The 21,011-nt window shown below is 68.2% G+C and carries 17 protein-coding genes and 1 pseudogene; 10 read left to right on the top strand and 8 right to left on the bottom strand.

The genetic code is table 11. The features are described from left to right. Window positions 1-4: 4 nt before the first annotated feature. The 6 genes and pseudogenes from gyrA to dnaN all read right to left on the bottom strand — a co-directional run bounded on the left by gyrA (window position 5) and on the right by dnaN (window position 9,058). Window positions 5-2,598 (bottom strand): annotated as a pseudogene (gene gyrA, locus AC4IHM_RS16505) (DNA gyrase subunit A). Between the two features lie 42 nt (window positions 2,599-2,640). Beyond that, on the bottom strand, window positions 2,641-4,701 hold the full coding sequence (gyrB, locus tag AC4IHM_RS16510; protein WP_490867797.1) for a DNA topoisomerase (ATP-hydrolyzing) subunit B: 2,061 nt from the start codon (window positions 4,699-4,701) through the stop codon (window positions 2,641-2,643). A 423-nt stretch (window positions 4,702-5,124) separates the two neighbouring features. Next, a complete protein-coding gene (locus tag AC4IHM_RS16515; protein ID WP_490867798.1) occupies window positions 5,125-5,697 on the bottom strand; it encodes a DciA family protein in 573 nt (190 codons plus the stop codon). Further along, entirely contained in the window at window positions 5,694-6,815 is a 1,122-nt protein-coding gene (recF, locus tag AC4IHM_RS16520; RefSeq protein ID WP_490867799.1) for a DNA replication/repair protein RecF, read from the bottom strand. Before recF ends, AC4IHM_RS16515 begins: the two co-directional genes overlap by 4 nt. Before the next feature lie 39 nt (window positions 6,816-6,854). Then, window positions 6,855-7,730, bottom strand: a complete 876-nt coding sequence (gene gnd, locus AC4IHM_RS16525; RefSeq protein WP_490867800.1) for a phosphogluconate dehydrogenase (NAD(+)-dependent, decarboxylating) — start codon at window positions 7,728-7,730, stop codon at window positions 6,855-6,857. Between the two features lie 197 nt (window positions 7,731-7,927). After that, window positions 7,928-9,058, bottom strand: a complete 1,131-nt coding sequence (gene dnaN / locus AC4IHM_RS16530) for a DNA polymerase III subunit beta (protein WP_490867801.1) — start codon at window positions 9,056-9,058, stop codon at window positions 7,928-7,930. A gap of 962 nt (window positions 9,059-10,020) precedes the next feature. Here dnaN and AC4IHM_RS16535 point away from each other — a divergent pair. After that, the gene (locus tag AC4IHM_RS16535; RefSeq protein ID WP_490865804.1) at window positions 10,021-11,235 is read left to right on the top strand and encodes an IS30 family transposase; all 1,215 of its coding nucleotides are present in this window, start codon (window positions 10,021-10,023) and stop codon (window positions 11,233-11,235) included. 71 nt (window positions 11,236-11,306) lie between these two features. Here the strand turns inward: AC4IHM_RS16535 and dnaA are convergent, their stop codons facing one another. Next, a complete protein-coding gene (gene dnaA / locus AC4IHM_RS16540) occupies window positions 11,307-13,193 on the bottom strand; it encodes a chromosomal replication initiator protein DnaA (RefSeq protein WP_490867802.1) in 1,887 nt (628 codons plus the stop codon). 376 nt (window positions 13,194-13,569) lie between these two features. Between dnaA and rpmH the strand changes: the two genes are divergently transcribed. From rpmH to AC4IHM_RS16585, 9 genes are all read left to right on the top strand, one after another. Continuing rightward, window positions 13,570-13,707 (top strand): 50S ribosomal protein L34, encoded by a 138-nt coding sequence (gene rpmH, locus AC4IHM_RS16545; RefSeq protein WP_003975051.1) that lies wholly within the window; start codon window positions 13,570-13,572, stop codon window positions 13,705-13,707. Window positions 13,708-13,728: 21 nt separating this feature from the next. Further along, window positions 13,729-14,100, top strand: a complete 372-nt coding sequence (gene rnpA / locus AC4IHM_RS16550; RefSeq protein ID WP_490867803.1) for a ribonuclease P protein component — start codon at window positions 13,729-13,731, stop codon at window positions 14,098-14,100. Beyond that, window positions 14,097-14,471: a membrane protein insertion efficiency factor YidD gene (gene yidD / locus AC4IHM_RS16555; protein ID WP_490867804.1), complete on the top strand. Its 375-nt coding sequence runs from the start codon at window positions 14,097-14,099 to the stop codon at window positions 14,469-14,471. The genes rnpA and yidD overlap by 4 nt, the downstream gene beginning before the upstream one ends. Before the next feature lie 3 nt (window positions 14,472-14,474). Next, window positions 14,475-15,767, top strand: coding sequence for a membrane protein insertase YidC (gene yidC / locus AC4IHM_RS16560; RefSeq protein WP_490867805.1), 1,293 nt, complete (start codon window positions 14,475-14,477; stop codon window positions 15,765-15,767). A gap of 15 nt (window positions 15,768-15,782) precedes the next feature. Beyond that, window positions 15,783-16,295 carry a Jag family protein gene (locus AC4IHM_RS16565; protein WP_490867806.1) on the top strand — a complete coding sequence of 171 codons (513 nt, stop codon included), beginning with the start codon at window positions 15,783-15,785 and terminating at the stop codon, window positions 16,293-16,295. A 123-nt stretch (window positions 16,296-16,418) separates the two neighbouring features. Next, on the top strand, window positions 16,419-17,138 hold the full coding sequence (gene rsmG / locus AC4IHM_RS16570; protein ID WP_490867807.1) for a 16S rRNA (guanine(527)-N(7))-methyltransferase RsmG: 720 nt from the start codon (window positions 16,419-16,421) through the stop codon (window positions 17,136-17,138). A 306-nt stretch (window positions 17,139-17,444) separates the two neighbouring features. Continuing rightward, entirely contained in the window at window positions 17,445-18,521 is a 1,077-nt protein-coding gene (locus AC4IHM_RS16575) for a ParA family protein (protein ID WP_490870846.1), read from the top strand. Then, complete coding sequence (locus AC4IHM_RS16580; RefSeq protein WP_490867808.1) at window positions 18,518-19,627, top strand: ParB/RepB/Spo0J family partition protein; 1,110 nt, start codon at window positions 18,518-18,520, stop codon at window positions 19,625-19,627. The genes AC4IHM_RS16575 and AC4IHM_RS16580 overlap by 4 nt, the downstream gene beginning before the upstream one ends. Window positions 19,628-19,958: 331 nt before the next feature. Then, on the top strand, window positions 19,959-20,576 hold the full coding sequence (locus tag AC4IHM_RS16585) for a GNAT family N-acetyltransferase (RefSeq protein WP_490867809.1): 618 nt from the start codon (window positions 19,959-19,961) through the stop codon (window positions 20,574-20,576). A 68-nt stretch (window positions 20,577-20,644) separates the two neighbouring features. Here AC4IHM_RS16585 and trxA read toward each other — a convergent pair whose 3' ends face one another. After that, window positions 20,645-20,977: a thioredoxin gene (gene trxA, locus AC4IHM_RS16590; protein ID WP_063482508.1), complete on the bottom strand. Its 333-nt coding sequence runs from the start codon at window positions 20,975-20,977 to the stop codon at window positions 20,645-20,647. Window positions 20,978-21,011 lie beyond the last annotated feature (34 nt).

A 21,011-nucleotide genomic window follows, 5' to 3' on the forward strand; every position in this document is an offset into this window, starting at 1 on the left:
CGTGTTACTCGGACGAGGGCGCCTCACCCTCGTCCGTGCCGGTGGTCGCGGCACCCTCGGCGGTCTCGTCGACGACCACATCGCCGTCGACCTCCTCCGCCTCGCGTCCCGCCTCGGCGTTGCGTGCGATGCCGACGACGGCATCGCGCTTGCCCAGATTGATCAGTTGGACGCCCATGGTGTCACGGCCCGTCTCCCTGACTCCGCTGACTCGCGTACGAATCACACCGCCCGAGAGGGTGATGGCGAGGATCTCGTCGTGCTCCTCGACCACCAGCGCGCCCACGAGCGTCCCGCGGTCCTCGACGATCTTGGCAGCCTTGATGCCGAGGCCACCGCGACCCTGGACGCGGTACTCGTCGACTGAGGTGCGCTTCGCGTACCCGCCGTCAGTGGCAGTGAACACGAACGTACCGGCTCGAACAACATTCATCGAGAGCAGCTGGTCCCCTTCGCGGAAACTCATGCCCTTGACACCGGAGGTGGCACGGCCCATGGGGCGCAGCGTCTCGTCCGAGGCGGTGAACCTGATCGACTGCGCCTTCTTGCTGATCAGCAGCAGATCGTCCTCGGCGGAGACCAGTTCGGCTCCGATCAGCTCGTCGTCGGAACCGTCCTCCTGCTCCCGCAGGTTGATGGCGATCACGCCTCCGGAGCGCGGCGAGTCGTAATCCTTCAGAACGTCTTCTTGACCAGACCCGCCTTGGTGGCCAGAACCAGGTAGGGCGCCGCCTCGTAGTCGCGGATGGCGAGGATCTCGGCGATGGACTCGTCCGGCTGGAAGGCCAGCAGGTTCGCCACGTGCTGGCCGCGCGCGTCCCGGCCGGCGTCGGGCAGCTCGTACGCCTTCGCCCGGTAGACGCGGCCCTTGTTGGTGAAGAACAGCAGCCAGTGGTGCGTGGTGGACACGAAGAAGTGGTTGACGATGTCGTCTTCCTTGAGCTTCGTGCCGCGTACGCCCTTGCCGCCGCGCTTCTGGGCCCGGTAGTCGTCGGTCTTGGTGCGCTTGATGTAGCCGCCCCGGGTGACCGTGACGACGATGTCCTCCTCGGCGATCAGGTCCTCGATGGACATGTCGCCCTCGTACGGGATCAGCTTGGTCTTGCGGTCGTCGCCGAACTTCTCGACGATCGCGGCCAGTTCCTCGCTGACGATCCCGCGCTGACGGACCGGGGAGGAGAGGATCGCGTTGTACTCGCGGATCTTCGCCTGGAGTTCGTCGTGCTCCTGGACGATCTTCTGACGCTCCAGGGCGGCCAGCCGACGCAGCTGCATCTCCAGGATCGCGTTGGCCTGGATCTCGTCGATCTCCAGAAGCCCCATCAGGCCGCCGCGCGCGATCTCGACGGTGTCGCTGCGCCGGATCAGCGCGATGACCTCGTCGATCGCGTCCAGGGCCTTGAGCAGGCCGCGCAGGATGTGCGCCCGCTCCTCGGCCTTGCGCAGACGGAACTTCGTCCGCCGGACGATGACCTCGATCTGGTGGTTCACCCAGTGGCGGATGAACGCGTCCAGCGAGAGGGTGCGCGGCACGCCGTCGACCAGCGCCAGCATGTTGGCGCCGAAGTTCGTCTGCAGGTCGGTGTGCTTGTACAGGTTGTTCAGGACGACCTTGGCGACCGCGTCCCGCTTGAGGACGATGACCAGGCGCTGCCCCGTGCGGGACGAGGTCTCGTCGCGCACGTCGGCGATGCCGCCGACCTTGCCGTCCTTCACCAGGTCGGCGATCTTCTGCGCGAGGTTGTCCGGGTTGACCTGGTACGGCAGCTCCGTGACCACCAGGCACTGGCGGTTCTGGATCTCCTCGACCTCGACCACCGCGCGCATGGTGATCGAGCCGCGGCCGGTGCGGTAGGCCTCCTCGATGCCCCTGCGGCCCACCACCAGGGCGCCGGTCGGGAAGTCGGGGCCCTTGATGCGCTCGATGAGCGCGTCGAGCAGCTCCTCGTTCGATGCCTCGTAGTTCTCCAGGTACCACTGGGCGCCGGCGGCGACCTCGCGCAGGTTGTGCGGCGGGATGTTGGTCGCCATGCCGACCGCGATCCCGGCCGAGCCGTTGATCAGCAGGTTCGGGAAGCGGGCGGGCAGGACGGTCGGCTCCTGGGAGCGCCCGTCGTAGTTGTCCGTGAAGTCGACGGTCTCCTCGTCGATGTCGCGGACCATCTCCATCGACAGCGGCGCCATCTTGCACTCGGTGTACCGCATGGCCGCCGCCGGGTCGTTGCCCGGCGAGCCGAAGTTGCCGTTGGAGTCGACCAGCGGCATCCGCATCGACCAGGACTGGGCGAGGCGCACCAGGGCGTCGTAGATGGAGCTGTCGCCGTGCGGGTGGTAATTGCCCATGACGTCGCCGACGACGCGGGCGCACTTGTAGAAGCCGCGCTCGGGGCGGTAGCCGCCGTCGTACATGGCGTACAGCACGCGGCGGTGCACGGGCTTGAGGCCGTCGCGGACATCGGGCAGCGCGCGCGAGACGATGACGGACATCGCGTAGTCGAGGTAGGAGCGCTGCATCTCCGTCTCGAGCCCGACGGGCTCGACACGCATGGCCGGGGCGTCACCCTCGGGCGTCGTCACAGGAGTGTTCTCGTCGGTCATTGCTGGTGAAGATCCTTCCTGATGCGGTCAGCTGAGACCGACTCAGATGTCGAGGAAGCGGACGTCCTTGGCGTTGCGCTGGATGAACGCGCGCCGGGCCTCGACGTCCTCGCCCATCAGCACCGAGAACAGGTCGTCGGCCTGCGCGGCGTCGTCGAGCGTGACCTGGCCCAGCACACGGTGCTCCTGGTCCATGGTCGTGATGCGCAGCTCCTCGGCGTTCATCTCGCCGAGACCCTTGAAGCGCTGCACGGAGTCCTCGCGGATGCGCTTGCCCGCGTTGCGCCCCATCTCGATCAGCGCGTCGCGCTCGCGGTCGGAGTACGCGTACTCGAAGTCGTCCCGGCCCCACTTGATCTTGTACAGCGGGGGGCGGGAGAGGTACACGTGCCCGGACTCGACCAGCGGCCGCATGAAACGGAACAGGAAGGTCAGCAGCAGGGTGTTGATGTGCTGGCCGTCGACGTCGGCGTCCGCCATCAGGATGATCTTGTGATAGCGGAGCTTCTCGATGTCGAAGTCCTCGTGCACACCAGTGCCGAACGCGGAGATCATCGCCTGGATCTCCTGGTTCTGCAGGATCCGGTCGATGCGCGCCTTCTCGACGTTGAGGATCTTGCCCCGGATCGGGAGGATCGCCTGGTACTGCGGGTTCCGGCCGGACTTGGCCGAGCCGCCGGCGGAGTCGCCCTCGACGATGAAGATCTCGCACTTGGTCGGGTCGTTCGACTGGCAGTCGGACAGCTTGCCCGGCAGCGACGCCGACTCCAGCAGGCCCTTGCGGCGCGTCAGGTCGCGGGCCTTGCGGGCCGCCACGCGCGCGTGGGCCGCCTGGATGGCCTTGCGGATGATGTCCGCCGCCTCGTTCGGATTGCGGTCCAGCCAGTCGGTCAGGTGCTCGTAGACGACCTTCTGGACGAAGGTCTTGACCTCGGTGTTGCCCAGCTTCGTCTTCGTCTGGCCCTCGAACTGGGGCTCGCTCAGCTTCACCGAGATGATCGCGGTCAGACCCTCGCGGATGTCGTCGCCCGTGAGGTTGTCGTCCTTCTCGCGCAGCAGCTTCTTGTCGCGCGCGTACTTGTTGATCAGCGAGGTGAGCGCCGCGCGGAAGCCCTCCTCATGCGTACCGCCCTCGTGCGTGTGGATGATGTTGGCGAACGAGTACACGCCCTCGGTGTAGCCGCCGTTCCACTGCATCGCGACCTCCAGGGACAGGCTCTTCTCCCTGTCCTCCGCCTCGAGGTCGATCACGGTGGGGTGCACCAGGTCTCCCTTGCGGGAGTTGAGGTACTTCACGAAGTCGACGATGCCGCCCTCGTAGTGGTACGAGACGCTCTTGACCTCGTGCTTCTCGTCCTCGCCCGCCTCGTCCGCGCCGGCGGTGGCCTTCGCCGAGTCGCGCTCGTCGGTGAGGTTGATCTTCAGGCCCTTGTTGAGGAAGGCCATCTCCTGGAAGCGCCGGGAGAGCGTCTCGAAGGAGTAGTCGGTGGTCTCGAAGATGTCGCCGTCGGCCCAGAAGGTGACCGACGTGCCGGTCTCCTCGGTGGCCTCGTGCCGCGCGAGCGGTGCCGTGGGGACACCCAGCTTGTAGTCCTGCGTCCAGCGGTAGCCGTCGGTCCTGACCTCCACGGCGACCTTCGTGGAGAGGGCGTTGACGACGGAGACACCCACGCCGTGCAGACCGCCGGAGACCGCGTAACCGCCGCCGCCGAACTTGCCGCCCGCGTGCAGCACGGTCAGCACGACCTCGACGGCGGGTTTGCCCTCGGAGGAGACGATGCCCACCGGGATGCCGCGGCCGTTGTCGACGACCCGGACACCGCCGTCGGCGAGGATGGTGACGTCGATCGTGTCCGCGTGGCCGGCCAGCGCCTCGTCGACGGAGTTGTCCACAACCTCCTGCACCAGGTGGTGCAGGCCCCGTTCACCGGTTGAGCCGATGTACATACCGGGTCGCTTGCGGACCGCGTCCAGACCCTCGAGGACGGTGATGGCACTGGCGTCGTACGAGGCGGAAGCCTCGACGTGCGAGGTGCTCACCGCGTCGTTCACGCCGGTGTCGGTGGACGGGTTGTTCTCGTTGGGGTTGCCGGAATCGGCCACGAAGCGCCCTTTCTGGCACAGCACGAGCCGGGCTCGTCGGCAGGTTGCCGGAGCGGCTGCGGCATGTTGCGTTGGTAAGCCTTGATCAGCGTTGCTCAGCTAGTCCCGGACGGTCCCCACGTTCGGGGCGGGATTGTCTTCCATTCTACCGGTAGCACTGACACTGATGGGGGTTTGCCGGTACCTGAGTCCGCATGTGCCGCCCTGAACCCGGCTCGTCCGACTCCCGATATGCGGAAGGGGGCCCCAGGAGGCTCACAACGGCACTCAGCGCTTCGAGGCGTCAACCCTTGGCTACTTGGGAGTCAGATCGTGACGCGCAGCCGCGTACGCTCGCGCGGCGAAGCGGGCGCCGACGGTTCGCACCGACCGCCGATGCCCAGTTTTGTGAGGTCCGTCACCCACCCCTGACGGGGCGCCGGATCACCCGTAGGTGTCGCCGGGACCCCGGCTTCCGGGGGCTCGCAGCGGCCCGTAGCCACGGCCGGGACCAGCGGGCCCGAGCACCTTGATCAACCGCACCGACCCGTGCCCCAGGTCCTCGTTGAGGCGGGCCACCAGCGTCGGGGCGAGCAGCCGCAGATTCGTCGCCCAGGCCGTCGAGTCGCAGCGCACGACCAGCACCCGCTCGTCCTCGTCGTACCGCTCGGGCACGCAGTGCTTCGCCACGTCCTCGCCGACGATCTGCGGCCAGCGGCCCATCACCCCGCCCACCGCGGCCGGCGTCTCCCAGCCCCGCTCGGTGATCAGCCGGTTGATCGCCGAACCCAGCGCCATGGGGTCGCGGCCGTCGGCACGCGCGCCGGAGCGCAGACCGCCGCGCCGCGCCTGCTTTTTCTGCTGCGCCGCGTCCCCACGCGCGCGTGCCGCCTCCCGGGCCGCCCTGAGCGCCACCCGCGCGAGATCGACACCCGAGGGCTCCGGGCTCACGGGGCTCGGGCCGCCGTCGCACGAAGGCTCCCCGGGGGCCCCGGGGGCCGGTCCGTCGGCGCTCATACGCGCTCCACCGAGCCCTCCGCCACCGTGAACCGCGCCCCCGCGAGCACGGGCGGTACGTCGTCGTCGACCGCGGCCGTCACCAGCACCTGCTCACCGGGCGCCACCAGCTCGGCCAGCCGCTCCCGGCGCCGCGCGTCCAGCTCGGCGAAGACGTCGTCGAGGACCAGCACCGGCTCGTTGCCCTCCGCCCGCAGCAGGTCGAACGACGCCAGCCGCAGTGCCAGCGCGTACGACCAGGACTCGCCGTGCGAGGCGTATCCCCTGGCCGGCAGTTGGCCGAGTTTGAGCAGCAGGTCGTCGCGGTGCGGGCCCACCAGGGTGACGCCCCGTTCGATCTCCTGCTTGCGGGCCTCGGCGAGCGCGGCCATCAGCTGCTCGAAGAGGTCCTCGCGCGTGTGCGCCTCACCGGGCGCCGACGGCTTGTACTCCAGGGCGACGGGCCCACCGCCCGGTGCCAGTTGCTCGTACGCCTTGTCGGCCAGCGGCTGCACGGCGGCGATCAGGTCGAGGCGCTGGGCGAGCAGTTCGGCGCCCGCGCGCGCGAGGTGCTGGTCCCAGACGTTGAGCGTGGACAGGTCCATCGTGCGCCCGCCGTGCCGGCGGGCGAGCGCGGCCGACTTCAGCAGGGTGTTGCGCTGCCGCAGCACCCGGTCGTAGTCGGAGCGCACCCCGGCCATCCGCGGCGACCGCGCGGTGATCAGCTCGTCCAGGAAGCGGCGTCGCTCACCCGGGTCGCCCTTGACCAGCGCCAGATCCTCGGGAGCGAACAGCACGGTGCGCACGATGCCCAGCACGTCACGTGGTTTGACCTGCGTGGATCTATTGATGCGGGCGCGGTTGGCCCGGCCCGGGTTCAGCTCCAGCTCGATCAGCTGCTGCCGCTCGCCCTGCCGGACCTGGGCGCGGATTACCGCCCGCTCGGCGCCCATGCGCACCAGGGGCGCGTCGGAGGAGACCCGGTGACTGCCGAGCGTGGCGAGATAGCCGACGGCCTCGACGAGGTTCGTCTTGCCCTGCCCGTTCGGACCGACGAAGGCGGTGACGCCCGGGTCCAGGGGCACCTCGACCCGGCTGTACGAACGGAAGTCGGCCAGCGACAGATGCGTGACGTGCATGGTCGTGCGCCGACCTCCCCCGCCTTCGGGTGTTGTTGCCTACTTCTTCTCGACCGAGTGCCCGCCGAACTGGTTGCGCAGCGCGGCGATCATCTTCATCTGCGGCGAGTCGTCCTGCCGGGACGCGAATCGCGCGAACAGCGACGCGGTGATCGCCGGCAGCGGCACCGCGTTGTCGATCGCGGCCTCGACGGTCCAGCGTCCCTCGCCGGAGTCCTGTGCGTAACCCCGCAGCCCGTTGAGGTGTTCGTCCTCGTCGAGCGCGTTGACGGCCAGGTCCAGCAGCCAGGAGCGGATCACCGTGCCCTCCTGCCAGGAGCGGAAGACCTCGCGGACGTTCTCCACGGAGTCGACCTTCTCCAGCAGCTCCCAGCCCTCGGCGTAGGCCTGCATCATCGCGTACTCGATGCCGTTGTGGACCATCTTCGCGAAGTGGCCCGCACCCACCTTTCCGGCGTGCACGGCACCGAGGTCGCCCTCCGGCCTGAGCGCGTCGAAGACCGGCCGCACCCGGGCGACGTGCTCGGCGTCGCCGCCGTACATCAGCGCGTAGCCGTTCTCCAGGCCCCAGACGCCGCCGGAGACGCCGCAGTCGACGAAGCCTATGCCCTTGGCGGCCAGCTCCTCGGCGTGCCTCTCGTCGTCGGTCCAGCGGGAGTTGCCGCCGTCCACGACGACGTTGCCGGGTTCGAGCAGCTCGCCGAGCCGGTCGACGGTGGCCTGGGTGGCCTCGCCGGCCGGGACCATGACCCAGACCACGCGCGGGGCGCTGAGCTTGCCCACAAGCTCTTCCAGGCTGTGGACGTCGGCGAGGTCCGCATTGCGGTCGTATCCGACGACGGTGTGGCCCGCGCGGCGGATTCGCTCGCGCATGTTGCCGCCCATCTTGCCGAGGCCGACGAGACCTAGCTCCATCAGTTGCGTTCCTTAAGGTGTGCGAGGTGGCGGGCGGCACGTCCTTGTCCGCCGGATGCGTGCCGCGGCACTTGCGTACCGGCGTCCGAGCCTAAACCCGGACGCCCGCGCACAGGTGTGGGCATACGCGCTCAGACGTACACCCTCACCTGCGGGTTCGTCCTCACCCTGTGGACAGCCACCGACGACGCAAGCGCTCAGCCGCTCAGCCGCACCGGCATGATCAGGTACTTGTAGGCCTCGTCCGCCTCGGCGTCCACCGCGGGCTTGCCGCTGAGCAGCGCCGGCTTCGTGGACGTCGTGAAGGACAGCTGGGCCACCGGTGAGTCGATGGCGCTGAGGCCGTCCAGCAGGAACGTCGGGTTGAAGGCGATCGAGATGTCGTCGCCCTCCAGCTGGGCGTCCACCCTTTCCACAGCCTGTGCGTCGTCGCTGGAGCCGGCCTCCAGGATGAGCACGCCCTGCTCGAAGCTGAGCCGCACCGGGGTGTTGCGCTCGGCGACCAGGGCCACGCGCTTGACGGCCTCCACGAAGGGGGCGGTCTCGATCACGGCGACGCTGTTGAACTCCGTCGGGAAGAGCGTCTTGTACTTCGGGAGGTCGCCCTCCAGCAGACGCGTCGTCGTACGCCGCCCGGCGCCCTCGAAGCCGATCAGGCCCTCGCCCGCACCCGAGCCGGACAGCGCGAGGATCACCTGGTCGCCGCTGGTCAGGGCCTTGGCGGTGTCCTGGAGCGTCTTGGCGGGCACCAGGGCGACCGCGGAGACCTCCGGATTCTCCGGCTTCCACAGGAACTCGCGGACCGCGAAGCGGTAGCGGTCGGTGGAGGCCAGCGTCACCGAGTCGCCCTCGATCTCGATGCGCACACCGGTGAGGACGGGCAGCGTGTCGTCACGGCCCGCGGCGATGGCGACCTGCTGCACGGCCGAGGCGAAGACCTCGCCGGGGACCGTGCCCGTCGCCTCCGGCATCTGCGGCAGCGCCGGATACTCCTCCACCGGCAGGGTGTGGAGGGTGAACCGCGAGGATCCGCAGACCACCGTCGCCCGTACACCGTCTGTGGAAATCTCCACCGGCCTGTTGGGGAGAGCACGGGAGATGTCGGCGAGCAGACGGCCGGAGACGAGGACCGCGCCCTCCTCCTCGACCTCCGCCTCCACCGACACCCGCGCGGAGACCTCGTAGTCGAAGCTGGACAGGCTCAGCTGCCCCTCCTCGGCCTTCAGCAGCAGGCCCGCGAGGACCGGCGCCGGCGGACGGGCCGGGAGGCTGCGCGCCGCCCAGGCCACTGCCTCCGCGAGTACGTCGCGTTCCACCCGGATCTTCACCGTAAGCCGCCTCCTGCTGTTGCCGGCGCTTCTCGCCCTGCTTCGCCTTCGTCGTCTGACCCGGTGTCATCCGCCGCCGTGAGGGGCAGGACACCGGGGACCAGTCTGACGCACCCCACTGACAGTAGGTGCCGTTCGGGGTCAAGTCGTACCGAGGGGCGGTCGGGCCCGAGAGGGCGAGTTGTGCACAGGACCCGCTTCGAAACGGATTCCGCTCTCTCTCTAGTCGGGAGTAGTAGTAGGGCCTGTGGATACGGTGGATAACCTCGTTTGCCCAGGTCAGACCGGAAATTTTATCCACCGGGCCTGTGGGCGGAGCCGGTGGACAACCGGGCGTATCTGTGGAGAACAGAAAGTTCTGCACACTCCGTGCACAGGCAGGGCCGACTTCTCCCCAGAGTCGTCCCCAGGTTTACCCACGTTTCCCACAGGCCAACCCGGCACCTTGATGTGACGCCTTTCACTCGACGCGGTGACGAGGCGCGTCATGTTGCCGAACAGTGGACAGGCATGTGGAGAAGCGGCCGATCCCTGGGGACAACCCGCTCCAGCCTGTGGGTTGCCCGTGGACAACTCGATGCACAGCCTGTGGACCGTTTCGGTGTCCACAGGCTGTGGATATCTTTTGTCCACGAATCCACAGGAGGTTGACCTGCCCTGATGATCCCTCAACACCCTGGCCTGTGGACAAGATCGGGACAACTTCCCGGTCCCCAAGGTGTGGACGGAAAAAAGTCGCCCAATCTGTGGACGACGGCCGTAACCCGGCTGGTAATCGAACACCGCGCGGGCGGGGCGGGACGGGCACGGAACCGGCGAGGACCGGCCCCCGGGACGCGCCGGGGCACGGAAAAGCGCCCCCAGGTCCTCTTGAGTTCTAGTGGTCGTTGCAACACCCCAGCTCAGGGGATGCAATGGACTTCGAGATCCGGGAGAACCGGAGGCCCGGAGGCGGGCGAAGGATGACCCGCGAGCGGGCCGCATACTTCCAGCTCATGGAGCAGGGGTACAGCACGCGGGAAGCCGCCCGGATAGTTGGTATCAACCTGCGCACCGGCAAGCGGTGGCGCAACGGCTGGCACTCACCGCCAGGCGGCCGGAAGGCAGTTCCTCCGATCTACCCGGTCCCGGGGCAGGTCCAGGCAGCGGGCTCGGAGGAACTGCCTCCCGCGCCGTCGCGGTATCTCCAGGAGCGCGACCGCATCCACATCGCCGACCGGCTGCGCGAGAAGGCGTCCGTCCGGCAGATCGCCGCCGAGCTGGGCCGCAGCCCCTCCACCATCAGCCGCGAGATACGCCGCAACCGGCGGCCCATGCCCAAGGGCGGCTTCACCTACCAGCCCTTCCACGCCCACCGCCGGGCCGAATGTCGCCGCCCCCGGCCCAAGGTGGGCAAGATCGGCCAGAACCCCGAACTGCGCGACTTCATCCAGGAACATCTGGCGATGCGCTGGAGCCCCGAGCAGATCTGCCACGCTCTGCGGGCACGCTTCCCCGACCGGCCGGAGACGCACGTGACCCACGAGACGATCTACCAGGCGCTCTACGTCCAAGGCCGCGGAGAGCTCCGCCGGGAACTGACCCGCTCGCTACGGACCGGCCGCGCCATGCGCCGCCCGCACCGCCACGCCTACAAGCGCCAGCCGGGCCCCATCAAGAACATGGTCATGATCAGCCAGCGGCCCGCCGAGGCGGCCGACCGAGCCGTCCCGGGCCACTGGGAGGGCGACCTGATCATCGGCAAGAACGGCAAGTCGGCGATCGGCACCCTGGTCGAACGCTCCACCCGCTACCTGATGCTCGTCCACCTGCCCACCGGTCACAGCTCCATGGCCACCCGCAACGCGCTCGCAGCGAGCATCGAGTCCCTCCCGCGCCACCTCTGGCGGTCCCTGACCTGGGATCAGGGCTCCGAGATGACCGCGCACCGGTCCTTCAGCGTCGCCACGGGCATCCCGGTCTTCTTCTGCGATCCGGCCAGTCCCTGGCAGCGCGGCTCCAACGAGAACACGAACGGGCTGCTGCGGCAGTACTTCCCCAAGGGCACCGATCTGGCCGCACACACCGCCCAGGACCTCGCGGCCGTCGCCGCCGAACTGAACAGCCGGCCACGCAAAACGCTCGGCTGGGAAACCCCAGCCGAGCGTCTCGCTAGGCTCCTGGCCACAGCCAGTTGATCACTGTGTTGCAACGACCCCTGGAATTCGCCCCTCCCGGGGGCGCCTCGTGCGACGGACGGCTGCGGCCGTCAGCCGTTCTTGATGCGGTTGGTCAGCTCCGTCACCTGGTTGTAGATGGAGCGCCGCTCGGCCATCAGATTGCGGATCTTGCGGTCCGCGTGCATCACCGTGGTGTGGTCCCGGCCGCCGAACAGCGCGCCGATCTTCGGCAGCGAGAGGTCCGTCAGCTCGCGGCACAGGTACATGGCGATCTGCCGCGCGGTCACCAGTGCCCGCCCCCGCGAGGTGCCGCACAGGTCCTCGACGGTGAGGCCGAAGTAGTCGGCGGTCGCGCCCATGATGGCCGCGGACGTGATCTCGGGGGCCGAGTCCTCGCCGCCGGGGATCAGGTCCTTGAGGACGATCTCCGTCAGGCCCAGGTCCACCGGCTGGCGGTTGAGCGAGGCGAAGGCCGTCACCCGGATCAGCGCGCCCTCCAGCTCGCGGATGTTGCGCGAGATGCGGGAGGCGATGAACTCCAGCACCTCCGGCGGGGCATTGAGCTGCTCCTGCACCGCCTTCTTGCGCAGGATCGCGATGCGCGTCTCCAACTCGGGCGGCTGGACGTCGGTGATGAGTCCCCACTCGAAGCGGTTGCGCAGCCGGTCCTCCAGTGTGACCAGTTGCTTGGGCGGCCGGTCGGAGGAGAGCACGATCTGCTTGTTGGCGTTGTGGAGCGTGTTGAAGGTGTGGAAGAACTCCTCCTGCGTCGACTCCTTGTCCGCGAGGAACTGGATGTCGTCGACGAGCAGGATGTCCATCTCCCGGTACCGCTTGCGGAAGCTGTCGCCCTTGCCGTCGCGGATCGAGTTGATGAACTCGTTGGTGAACTCCTCCGAGCTCACGTAGCGCACGCGCGTGCCGGGGTAGAGGCTGCGCGCGTAGTGCCCGATCGCGTGCAGGAGGTGGGTCTTGCCGAGCCCCGACTCCCCGTAGATGAAGAGGGGGTTGTAGGCCTTCGCGGGTGCCTCGGCGACGGCGACGGCCGCCGCGTGGGCGAAGCGGTTGGAGGCCCCGATGACGAAGGTGTCGAAGAGGTACTTCGGGTTCAGCCGCGCGGTCGGCTCGCCCGGTCCGGTGGCCGGCGCGGGCTGCGCGGCCAGCGGACCGGGAGCACCGGTGGCGGGGCCGGGGCCGACGGGGCCGCCGCGGTGGACGTGTCCGGAGCCGGGCCCCGGCTCCGGCAGGTCCCGGCGGGGGCCGCGCTGCTCGTAGTCGCCGCGGGACTGCTCGTAGTCCTTGCGCGCCTGGTCGTAGTCGCCGCGCTGGGAGTCGTACGACGGCCGCTCCGGAGACTGCGGACGGTAGTCCTGCTGGTACGGCTCGTGGGAGTACGGCGGCTCCTGGCCGTACGAGTCCTGCGACGGTGAAGCGTAGGGGTCCCGTTCCGGGAAGCCGAGGCGCTGCTGCTGCCAGCCGTAGTCGTCCTGCTGCGCGGCCGGGCGCGGCCAGGAGCCGGGCTCGGGGCGCTGGTACTCCTGCGGATAGGCGGGGCGGGCGGTGGGGATCTGGTCGGCGCGGTGGCGGCCGTACCCCTCGTATTCGTCGCGGCCCTGGCCGGGTGCGGGCAGTTCCGGTTCCTCGTAGCGGGGCTGGGGGCGGCCGGGCGGTGCCTGCGGGGCGGGCCCGGCGGGGTCGCCGGCGGTGTCGTCGACGGTGATCGCGATGCGGATCGGCCGGCCGCACTCGCGGCTCAGGGTCTCGCTGACGATCGGGGCGAGGCGGCCCTCCAGCACGCCCTTCGCGAATTCGTTCGGCACGGCGAGCAGGGCGGTGTCGGCGACCAGCGCCAGGGGCTGGCAGCGCCGGATCCAGTGCTCGTCCTTCGACTCGACACCCTGCCCGCGGCCCTCCCCGAGAAGTTGCTCCAGTACGCGTGGCCACACTGCGGCAAGATCGGCAGGTACGTCAGCCACAGGGCACGCTCTCTCACGGGTCCCTCGAAGGTGTGATTCGGGGACGGGTCGGGATGAAACTCGGGTGGGGCAGGGATAAGGGAACGAATCGGAGTTCAGTCAAGGTAGTCAGCGCGGCGGGTAGGGTTCAAGTTGTTGTCCCCAGCCTGTGGACAAGTGTCCTCCGGTCACCGTTGGTTTGACCGAATGGCGCAGTCGCACGTACCGTAACCAGGTCGAGTTGTCGATGGCTGCTGCCGCCTGCCTCCGATGGGCACAGGTCACGTCCAAGGTGATCGAAAAGCGGTGCACTCGGGCGTAACGCGAGCTACTCGTGGGCGCACGGTGACAGCCAGGACGGCACCCCGCCAACCCCGAATCTTTCTGGAGCCCCCGAGTGAGCAAGCGCACCTTCCAGCCGAACAACCGTCGCCGCGCGAAGACCCACGGTTTCCGGCTGCGTATGCGTACCCGTGCCGGCCGCGCGATTCTCGCGACCCGCCGTAGCAAGGGTCGCGCCCGTCTGTCCGCCTGATCCCGGTCAGGTCATGACATCGTGCTGCCCACCGAGAACCGGCTGAGGCGGCGCGAGGACTTCGCGACCGCGGTACGACGGGGTCGCCGGGCCGGCCGCCCGACCCTCGTCGTCCACCTTCGAAGCGGTGCCACGGACCCGCACGCGCCTGGGGAGAGCGCTCCCCGGACACGTGCGGGTTTCGTCGTGAGCAAGGCTGTGGGTGGCGCGGTGGTGCGCAACACGGTGAAGCGCAGGCTTCGCCATCTGATGCGCGACCGGATCGACCTGTTTCCCCCCGGTAGCCTGGTAGTCGTACGAGCGCTACCCGGTGCGGGTGACGCCGACCATGCACAGCTGGCCCGAGACCTGGACGCCGCCCTGGAGCGGCTACTGGGAGGGGGCGCGCGATGAAGTACCCGCTGCTGGCTCTGATCAAGCTCTATCAGTGGACGATCAGTCCGCTGCTGGGGCCGGTATGCAGGTACTACCCGTCGTGCTCCCACTACGGCTACACGGCCATCGACCGGCACGGAGCCATCAAGGGCACAGCGCTCACCGCCTGGCGCATCCTGCGGTGCAATCCGTGGTCGCCGGGCGGCGTGGACCATGTTCCGCCGCGCAAGCGCCCGCGGTGGCACGAAATGCTGCGTGGCGCCTGGCGTGCACGCAAGGGCGGGCCCTCCGCCGCCGAACCGGCCATCGAAGGACAGACTGCTCCCGCGAGTCCGTCCGGTCCTTCGAGCCCGGCCGCAGAGACCCAGTCCCATGCCCAAGGAGCATGATTAGTGGACACGATTGCCAGCCTCTTCAGCTTCATCACGACACCTGTCTCCTGGGTCATCGTCCAGTTCCACAGCGTGTACGGCGCCATTTTCGGCCCTGACACCGGATGGGCCTGGGGCCTGTCCATCGTGTCCCTGGTGATTCTCATCCGTATTTGCCTGATCCCGCTCTTCGTGAAGCAGATCAAGGCGACGCGCGGGATGCAGACGCTCCAGCCGGAGATGAAGAAGATCCAGGAGCGCTACAAGAACGACAAGCAGCGCCAGTCCGAAGAGATGATGAAGCTGTACAAGGAGACGGGCACCAACCCGCTCTCCTCGTGCCTTCCCATCCTGGCGCAGTCTCCGTTCTTCTTCGCCCTGTACCACGTGCTCAACGCCATCGCGTCGAACGACACCATCGGTGTGATCAACAAGAGCCTGCTGGAGAGCGCGCAGAAGGCTCACATCGTCGGCGCCCCGCTGGCCGCGAAGTTCACCGACGGCTCCTCGAAGGTGGAGGCCCTCGGGTCCTCGCTGACCAACGTCCGGGTCGTCACCGCGATCATGATCGTGATGATGTCGGCGTCGCAGTTCTTCACCCAGCGCCAGCTGATGACCAAGAACGTCGACACGACGGTGAAGACGCCGTTCATGCAGCAGCAGAAGATGCTGATGTACGTCTTCCCGGTCATGTTCGCCGTCTTCGGCATCAACTTCCCCGTCGGTGTCCTCGTCTACTGGCTGACCACGAACGTGTGGACCATGGGCCAGCAGATGTACGTCATCCGCAACAACCCGACGCCGGGTTCCAAGGCGCAGGCCGCCTACCTGGAGCGACTGCACAAGAGCGTCACCCAGCACGGCAAGACGCGCAGCCGCGGTGAGAGGGCCATCGTGAAGGCCATCGTCGCCAAGGGGCGAGACCGCAACGAGTTCGAGCGGAAGTTCATCAACGGTCTGAACAAGGCGGGCATGGCGGCCCAGACCGACGGCACCGTCGTGAAGAACGACGACGCCGTCGCCGCCCAGAGCGCGGACGGCGCCACGGCGGCAACCGCGGGCACGCCCAAGCGCCAGCAGCCCAAGCGGCAGAGCAAGTCCCAGCGCCAGGCCAGGCCGGCCGGCGAGCCCGAGCCGAAGACCTCGCTGACCAAGTCGGACGAGCCGGACGAGCCGGAGGACGGCAAGCAGAAGGAGACCAAGCCCGCCTCCGCTGCCAAGAAGCCGGCCCAGAAGTCCGGCGGTGGCCGCAGCAAGGCCCAGTCCGGACAGCGCAAGGGCCCGCAGCGGCCCAAGTCCCCGTCGAAGAAGTAAGAAGGAGTCCATCCCGTGACGGAAGGCACCACCTCCGCCGCTGCCGAGGGTGCAGACACCCTCACCCACCTCGAGCAGGAGGGGGAGATCGCCGCGGACTACCTGGAGGGTCTGCTCGACATCGCCGACCTCGACGGCGACATCGACATGGACGTCGAGGCCGACCGTGCCTCCGTCTCGATCATCAGCGACACCAAGAGCCGGGATCTGCAGAAGCTGGTCGGCCGGGACGGCGAGGTGCTGGAGGCTCTCCAGGAACTCACGCGCCTGGCCGTGCACCGGGAGACCGGCGACCGCAGCCGGCTGATGCTCGACATCGCGGAGTACCGGGCCACCAAGCGTGCCGAGCTGTCCGAGCTGGGCGCCAAGGCCGCGGCCGAGGTCAAGAGCAGCGGCGAGTCCCTGCGGCTGAAGCCGATGACGCCGTTCGAGCGCAAGGTCGTACACGACGCCGTCAAGGCAGCGGGACTGCGCAGCGAGTCCGAGGGCGAGGAGCCGGAGCGCTTCGTCGTCGTGCTTCCCGCCTGATCGGTTCTCCCTTCTCCGGCCCCGTCTGTTGCGCAGGCGGGGCCGAGTTTTTGTCAGCCTGATAGTTCTGGTGGTTATGGCACCGGCGACTGGTTGCCGGTGACGTACGGAAGGACGGTCCCCGTGTCGGAGGCAGCGGAGCTTCCCCCTGTACCCGAGCAGGCACGCGATGTGTTCGGCGAGCGCTACGCGGACGCTGTCCGCTACGCGGAACTGCTTGCCGAGGCGGGGGTGAAGCGCGGTCTGATCGGGCCGCGTGAGGTTCCCCGCCTGTGGGAGCGGCACCTGCTGAACTGCGCGGTGCTCTCGGAGGTCGTGCCCGAGGGGGTGACCGTGTGCGATGTCGGCTCGGGCGCCGGCCTGCCCGGGATCCCGCTGGCATTGGTACGGGAGGACTTGAAGATCACCCTTCTGGAACCGCTGCTGCGGCGCACGAACTTCCTTACGGAGGTCGTGGAGCTGCTGGGCCTGGACCATGTCACCGTCGTGCGTGGCCGGGCCGAAGAGGTCATGGGCAAGATGCCGCCGGTGCATGTGGTGACGGCTCGTGCCGTTGCCCCGCTGGATCGCCTGGCCGCCTGGGGGATTCCGCTGCTGCGCCCGTACGGCGAGATGCTCGCCCTCAAGGGCGACACGGCCGAGGAGGAGCTGAAGGCGGCGACCGCGGCGCTGAGCAAGCTGGGCGCGGAGGAGACGTCCATCCTGCATGTGGGTGAGGGCGTCGTGGATCCCCTGTCCACCGTGGTGCGGGTCGAGGTCGGGGAGAGCCCCGGCGGGGTGCGTTTTGCCGCCAAGCGAGCCAAGGCGGCTCGGACGGGGCGGACGCGTCGGCGTCGCGGATAGCCTCGCTACTGGTTGTGGCCGACGGGAGCGCGGCGGTGCCGGTTCGTTCCGGTGGCCGCCGTACTCCACACAAGCTGCCCTACCTGCGTATGCCGGAGTGTCGCGGCAGTTCGGCATCGGCGGCTGTGCATCGTGTTTCACGTGAAACGTCGCTCACTGCTGCACGGCATCATCAGTCGCGGCCGCGCCGCGGCCGATCCCCGCGATCGAAAGCCTCTCGGGTCGCTCGGAGAGGGTACGGAGTTGTCCACAGAGGTGGATTTCTCCACAGAACGCCGGGCCTCACTGGTTCATGACCCCGAAGGCATGGGAGGCTCTGTTCATAGCGAGCCTGAAGTCGAGGAGAGTGAATCCTTGCGGTCCGACGCCAATATCGCGGGACCGATGACCGATCCGGTCCCCGGTCCCCGTACCGAGTCGATGGGGGCGGATGTTTCACGTGAAACACCGCCTCCCATGGACGACACTCCGATCGGTCGTGCTGCCCAACTGGCGGTGGACGCAATGGGCCGCGCCGGCGAGGGGCTGCCGCGTCCCGAACAGACCCGGGTCATGGTGGTCGCCAACCAGAAGGGCGGTGTGGGCAAGACGACGACGACCGTCAACCTTGCCGCGTCACTCGCCCTGCACGGCGCCAGGGTCCTGGTCGTTGACCTCGACCCGCAGGGCAATGCCTCCACCGCGCTGGGTATCGACCATCACGCGGACGTCCCTTCCATCTACGACGTACTGGTCGAGAGCCGTCCGCTCTCGGAGGTGGTCCAGCCCGTCACCGATGTCGAGGGTCTGTTCTGTGCGCCCGCCACGATCGATCTCGCCGGTGCGGAGATCGAGCTGGTCTCTCTGGTCGCACGTGAGAGTCGGCTCCAGCGAGCGATCACGGCGTACGAGCAGCCGTTGGACTACATCCTCATCGACTGTCCGCCCTCTCTGGGGCTGCTGACGGTCAACGCGCTCGTCGCGGGCCAGGAGGTGCTGATCCCGATCCAGTGCGAGTACTACGCGCTGGAAGGGCTGGGGCAGCTGCTGCGCAACGTCGATCTGGTCCGGGGACATCTCAACCCCACGCTGCATGTGTCGACGATCCTGCTCACCATGTACGACGGCAGGACGCGGCTCGCGTCCCAGGTCGCGGACGAGGTGCGCAGTCACTTCGGCGATGAGGTGCTGCGGACCAGCATTCCCCGCTCGGTCCGCATCTCCGAGGCCCCGAGTTACGGGCAGACGGTTCTGACCTACGATCCAGGATCGAGCGGAGCCCTCTCCTATCTGGAGGCGGCACGTGAGATCGCGCTGAAGGGTGTGGGCGTCACCTACGAGGCGACGACGCACGCACAACTCGGCGCACAGAATGATCCGAACATGGTGGAGGGGATCCAGTGAGTGAGCGACGGAGGGGGTTGGGTCGTGGTCTGGGCGCACTGATCCCCAATGCTCCGACGGAGAAGTCGGTGGCTTCGGCGGCGCTGGGGAATGCGGCTCCCGCGTCCCCGAGGGCGATGCCCCTGCTGCCGAACGAGCGCGGGGTGGCCGCGGCGAAGGTGGCCACACTGCCTCCTGTTTCACGTGAAACAGAGGAGTCGGCGGCCCTCAGCGGCGTGGAGTCGCTCAGGGCACCCATCGGGGCGCACTTCGCCGAGGTGCCTCTCGACGCCATCACGCCGAACCCGAAGCAGCCACGCAAGGACTTCGACGACGACGCTCTGGCCGAGCTTGTCACGTCCATCCGCGAGGTCGGCCTTCTCCAGCCGGTCGTGGTCCGGCCGACAGGGCCGGGACGCTATGAACTCATCATGGGTGAGCGCCGGTTCCGGGCCTGCCGAGAGCTGGGACTGGACGCCATTCCGGCGATCGTGCGGGCGACCGAGGACGAGAAGCTCCTCCTGGACGCCCTGCTGGAGAACCTTCACCGCGCCCAGCTGAACCCGCTGGAGGAGGCCTTCGCCTACGACCAGTTGCTGAAGGACTTCAACTGCACGCACGACCAGTTGGCGGACCGCATCGGTCGCTCCCGCCCGCAGGTCTCCAACACGCTGCGTCTGCTGAAGCTCTCACCGAAGGTTCAGACCCGGGTGGCCGCAGGAGTCCTCTCCGCGGGGCACGCGCGAGCGCTGATCTCCGTGGAGGACCCGGAGGAGCAGGACCGGCTGGCCCATCGCATCGTGGCCGAAGGCCTCTCGGTGCGGTCGGTCGAGGAGATCGTGACCCTGATGGGTTCCCGGCCTCAGAAGCCGCAGCGAGCCAAGGGACCGCGGGCCGGCTCCCTGGTCTCCCCGGCGCTTTCGGATCTGGCAACGCGTCTCTCGGACCGCTTCGAGACACGGGTGAAGGTCGACCTGGGGCAGAAGAAGGGAAAGATCACCGTGGAGTTCGCCTCCATGGAGGACCTTGAGCGGATCCTTGGAAGCCTCGCTCCCGGCGAAGGACCCGTGCTACAGAAGGGCCTCCTGGACGAGGAGAGCGACGAGGGCGACGACCTCGACTCCTGAACCCCGGGGCAGGAGAAGCACTCGGCGGGGGCTTCCCTCGCCGACAGGGCGGGCGGTGTCCGGTGCATACCGGAACACGGTCCGCCCTTTGCTCTGCCTCGGTGTCGAGGTCATCGCATCGTGGATACGATGCGATCAGGATGGCTTTATCACCTGGCAGCACCTCTGAGAGGAAGGCAGGGGCCATGCGATTGATGAGCCGCATCGGACTGGTGAGCGCGGGCTTGGGGCTGGGCGCGGTCGGCGGATTCATCGGCAGCCTGCTCAGGGAACGGAGCGCTCTCACAGCGGCCCGCGACGCGGCGGGCGAAGGAAGCGAGGAACAGCCTTCATGGGGCGCCGGCTCGTACCGCTCACGCTGGACAACCTTCAGGACCTTCCCCAGCGCTGCCGTTCGTGCGTCTTCTGGGAACTGGATCCCGTCAGCGGCGAAGCCGCGGTAGAGGCGGGCACCGCGGCCCTGGAGAAGGAGTCCTGGATCTCCGCCGTCCTGCTGGACTGGGGATCCTGCGGCCGGGTGGTCTACGTCGACGAGGTGCCGGTGGGCTTCGTCCTCTACGCACCTCCCGCGTATGTACCGCGCTCGACGGCGTTCCCCACGAGTCCTCTCTCACCTGACGCGGTGCAACTGATGACCGCGTTTGTGATGCCGGGCTACCAGGGCCAAGGGCTGGGCCGGGTGATGGTCCAGACGGTCGCCAAGGATCTGCTGCGCCGGGGCTTCAAGGCGATCGAGGCGTTCGGAGACGCGCGCTGGAAGGAGCCCGCCTGCGTCCTGCCGGCGGATCATCTGCTGGCGGTGGGCTTCAAGACGGTCCGGCCGCACCCCCGCCATCCCCGGCTGCGACTGGATCTTCGGTCCACGCTGTCCTGGAAGGAAGACGTGGAGATGGCACTGGACCGTCTGCTCGGAGCGGTACAGAAGGAACCCGTGTTGCGGCCGCTGTAAGCACGGCTGCTGCGAACACGAATGGGCCGACCCGGACGGGTCGGCCCATTCGTGTTTCACGTGAAACGTCAGTCGGCGATGAAGTCCTCAAGGTCGCGAACGATCGCGGCCTTCGGCTTGGCGCCGACGATGGTCTTCGCGACCTCGCCGCCCTGGTAGACGTTCAGGGTCGGGATGGACATGACCCCGTACTTGGCGGCCGTACCCGGGTTCTCGTCGATGTTCAGCTTGACGATCTCGATCTTGTCGCCGTACTCGGCGGCGATCGCTTCGAGGGACGGCGCGATCTGGCGGCACGGTCCGCACCAGGCGGCCCAGAAGTCCACCAGCACGGGCTTGTCGCTCTTGAGCACGTCCTGCTCGAAGGAATCGTCGGTCACTTGCTTCAGGGTGCCGGCCACGGCGGGCTCCTTAACTGGTTGGTGCGTGGGGCGA

This window comes from Streptomyces sp. SL06, from assembly GCF_058244745.1.

Bases quoted from the DNA above. Each gene is read 5' to 3' on its own strand.
- AC4IHM_RS16515 (WP_490867798.1), bottom strand. From the start codon at position 5,697: ATGAGCGCCGACGGACCGGCCCCCGGGGCCCCCGGGGAGCCTTCGTGC.
- recF (WP_490867799.1), bottom strand. From the start codon at position 6,815: ATGCACGTCACGCATCTGTCGCTGGCCGACTTCCGTTCGTACAGCCGG.
- gnd (WP_490867800.1), bottom strand. From the start codon at position 7,730: ATGGAGCTAGGTCTCGTCGGCCTCGGCAAGATGGGCGGCAACATGCGC.
- AC4IHM_RS16535 (WP_490865804.1), top strand. From the start codon at position 10,021: ATGACCCGCGAGCGGGCCGCATACTTCCAGCTCATGGAGCAGGGGTAC.
- yidD (WP_490867804.1), top strand. From the start codon at position 14,097: ATGAAGTACCCGCTGCTGGCTCTGATCAAGCTCTATCAGTGGACGATC.
- AC4IHM_RS16575 (WP_490870846.1), top strand. From the start codon at position 17,445: ATGGGAGGCTCTGTTCATAGCGAGCCTGAAGTCGAGGAGAGTGAATCC.
- AC4IHM_RS16585 (WP_490867809.1), top strand. From the start codon at position 19,959: ATGGGGCGCCGGCTCGTACCGCTCACGCTGGACAACCTTCAGGACCTT.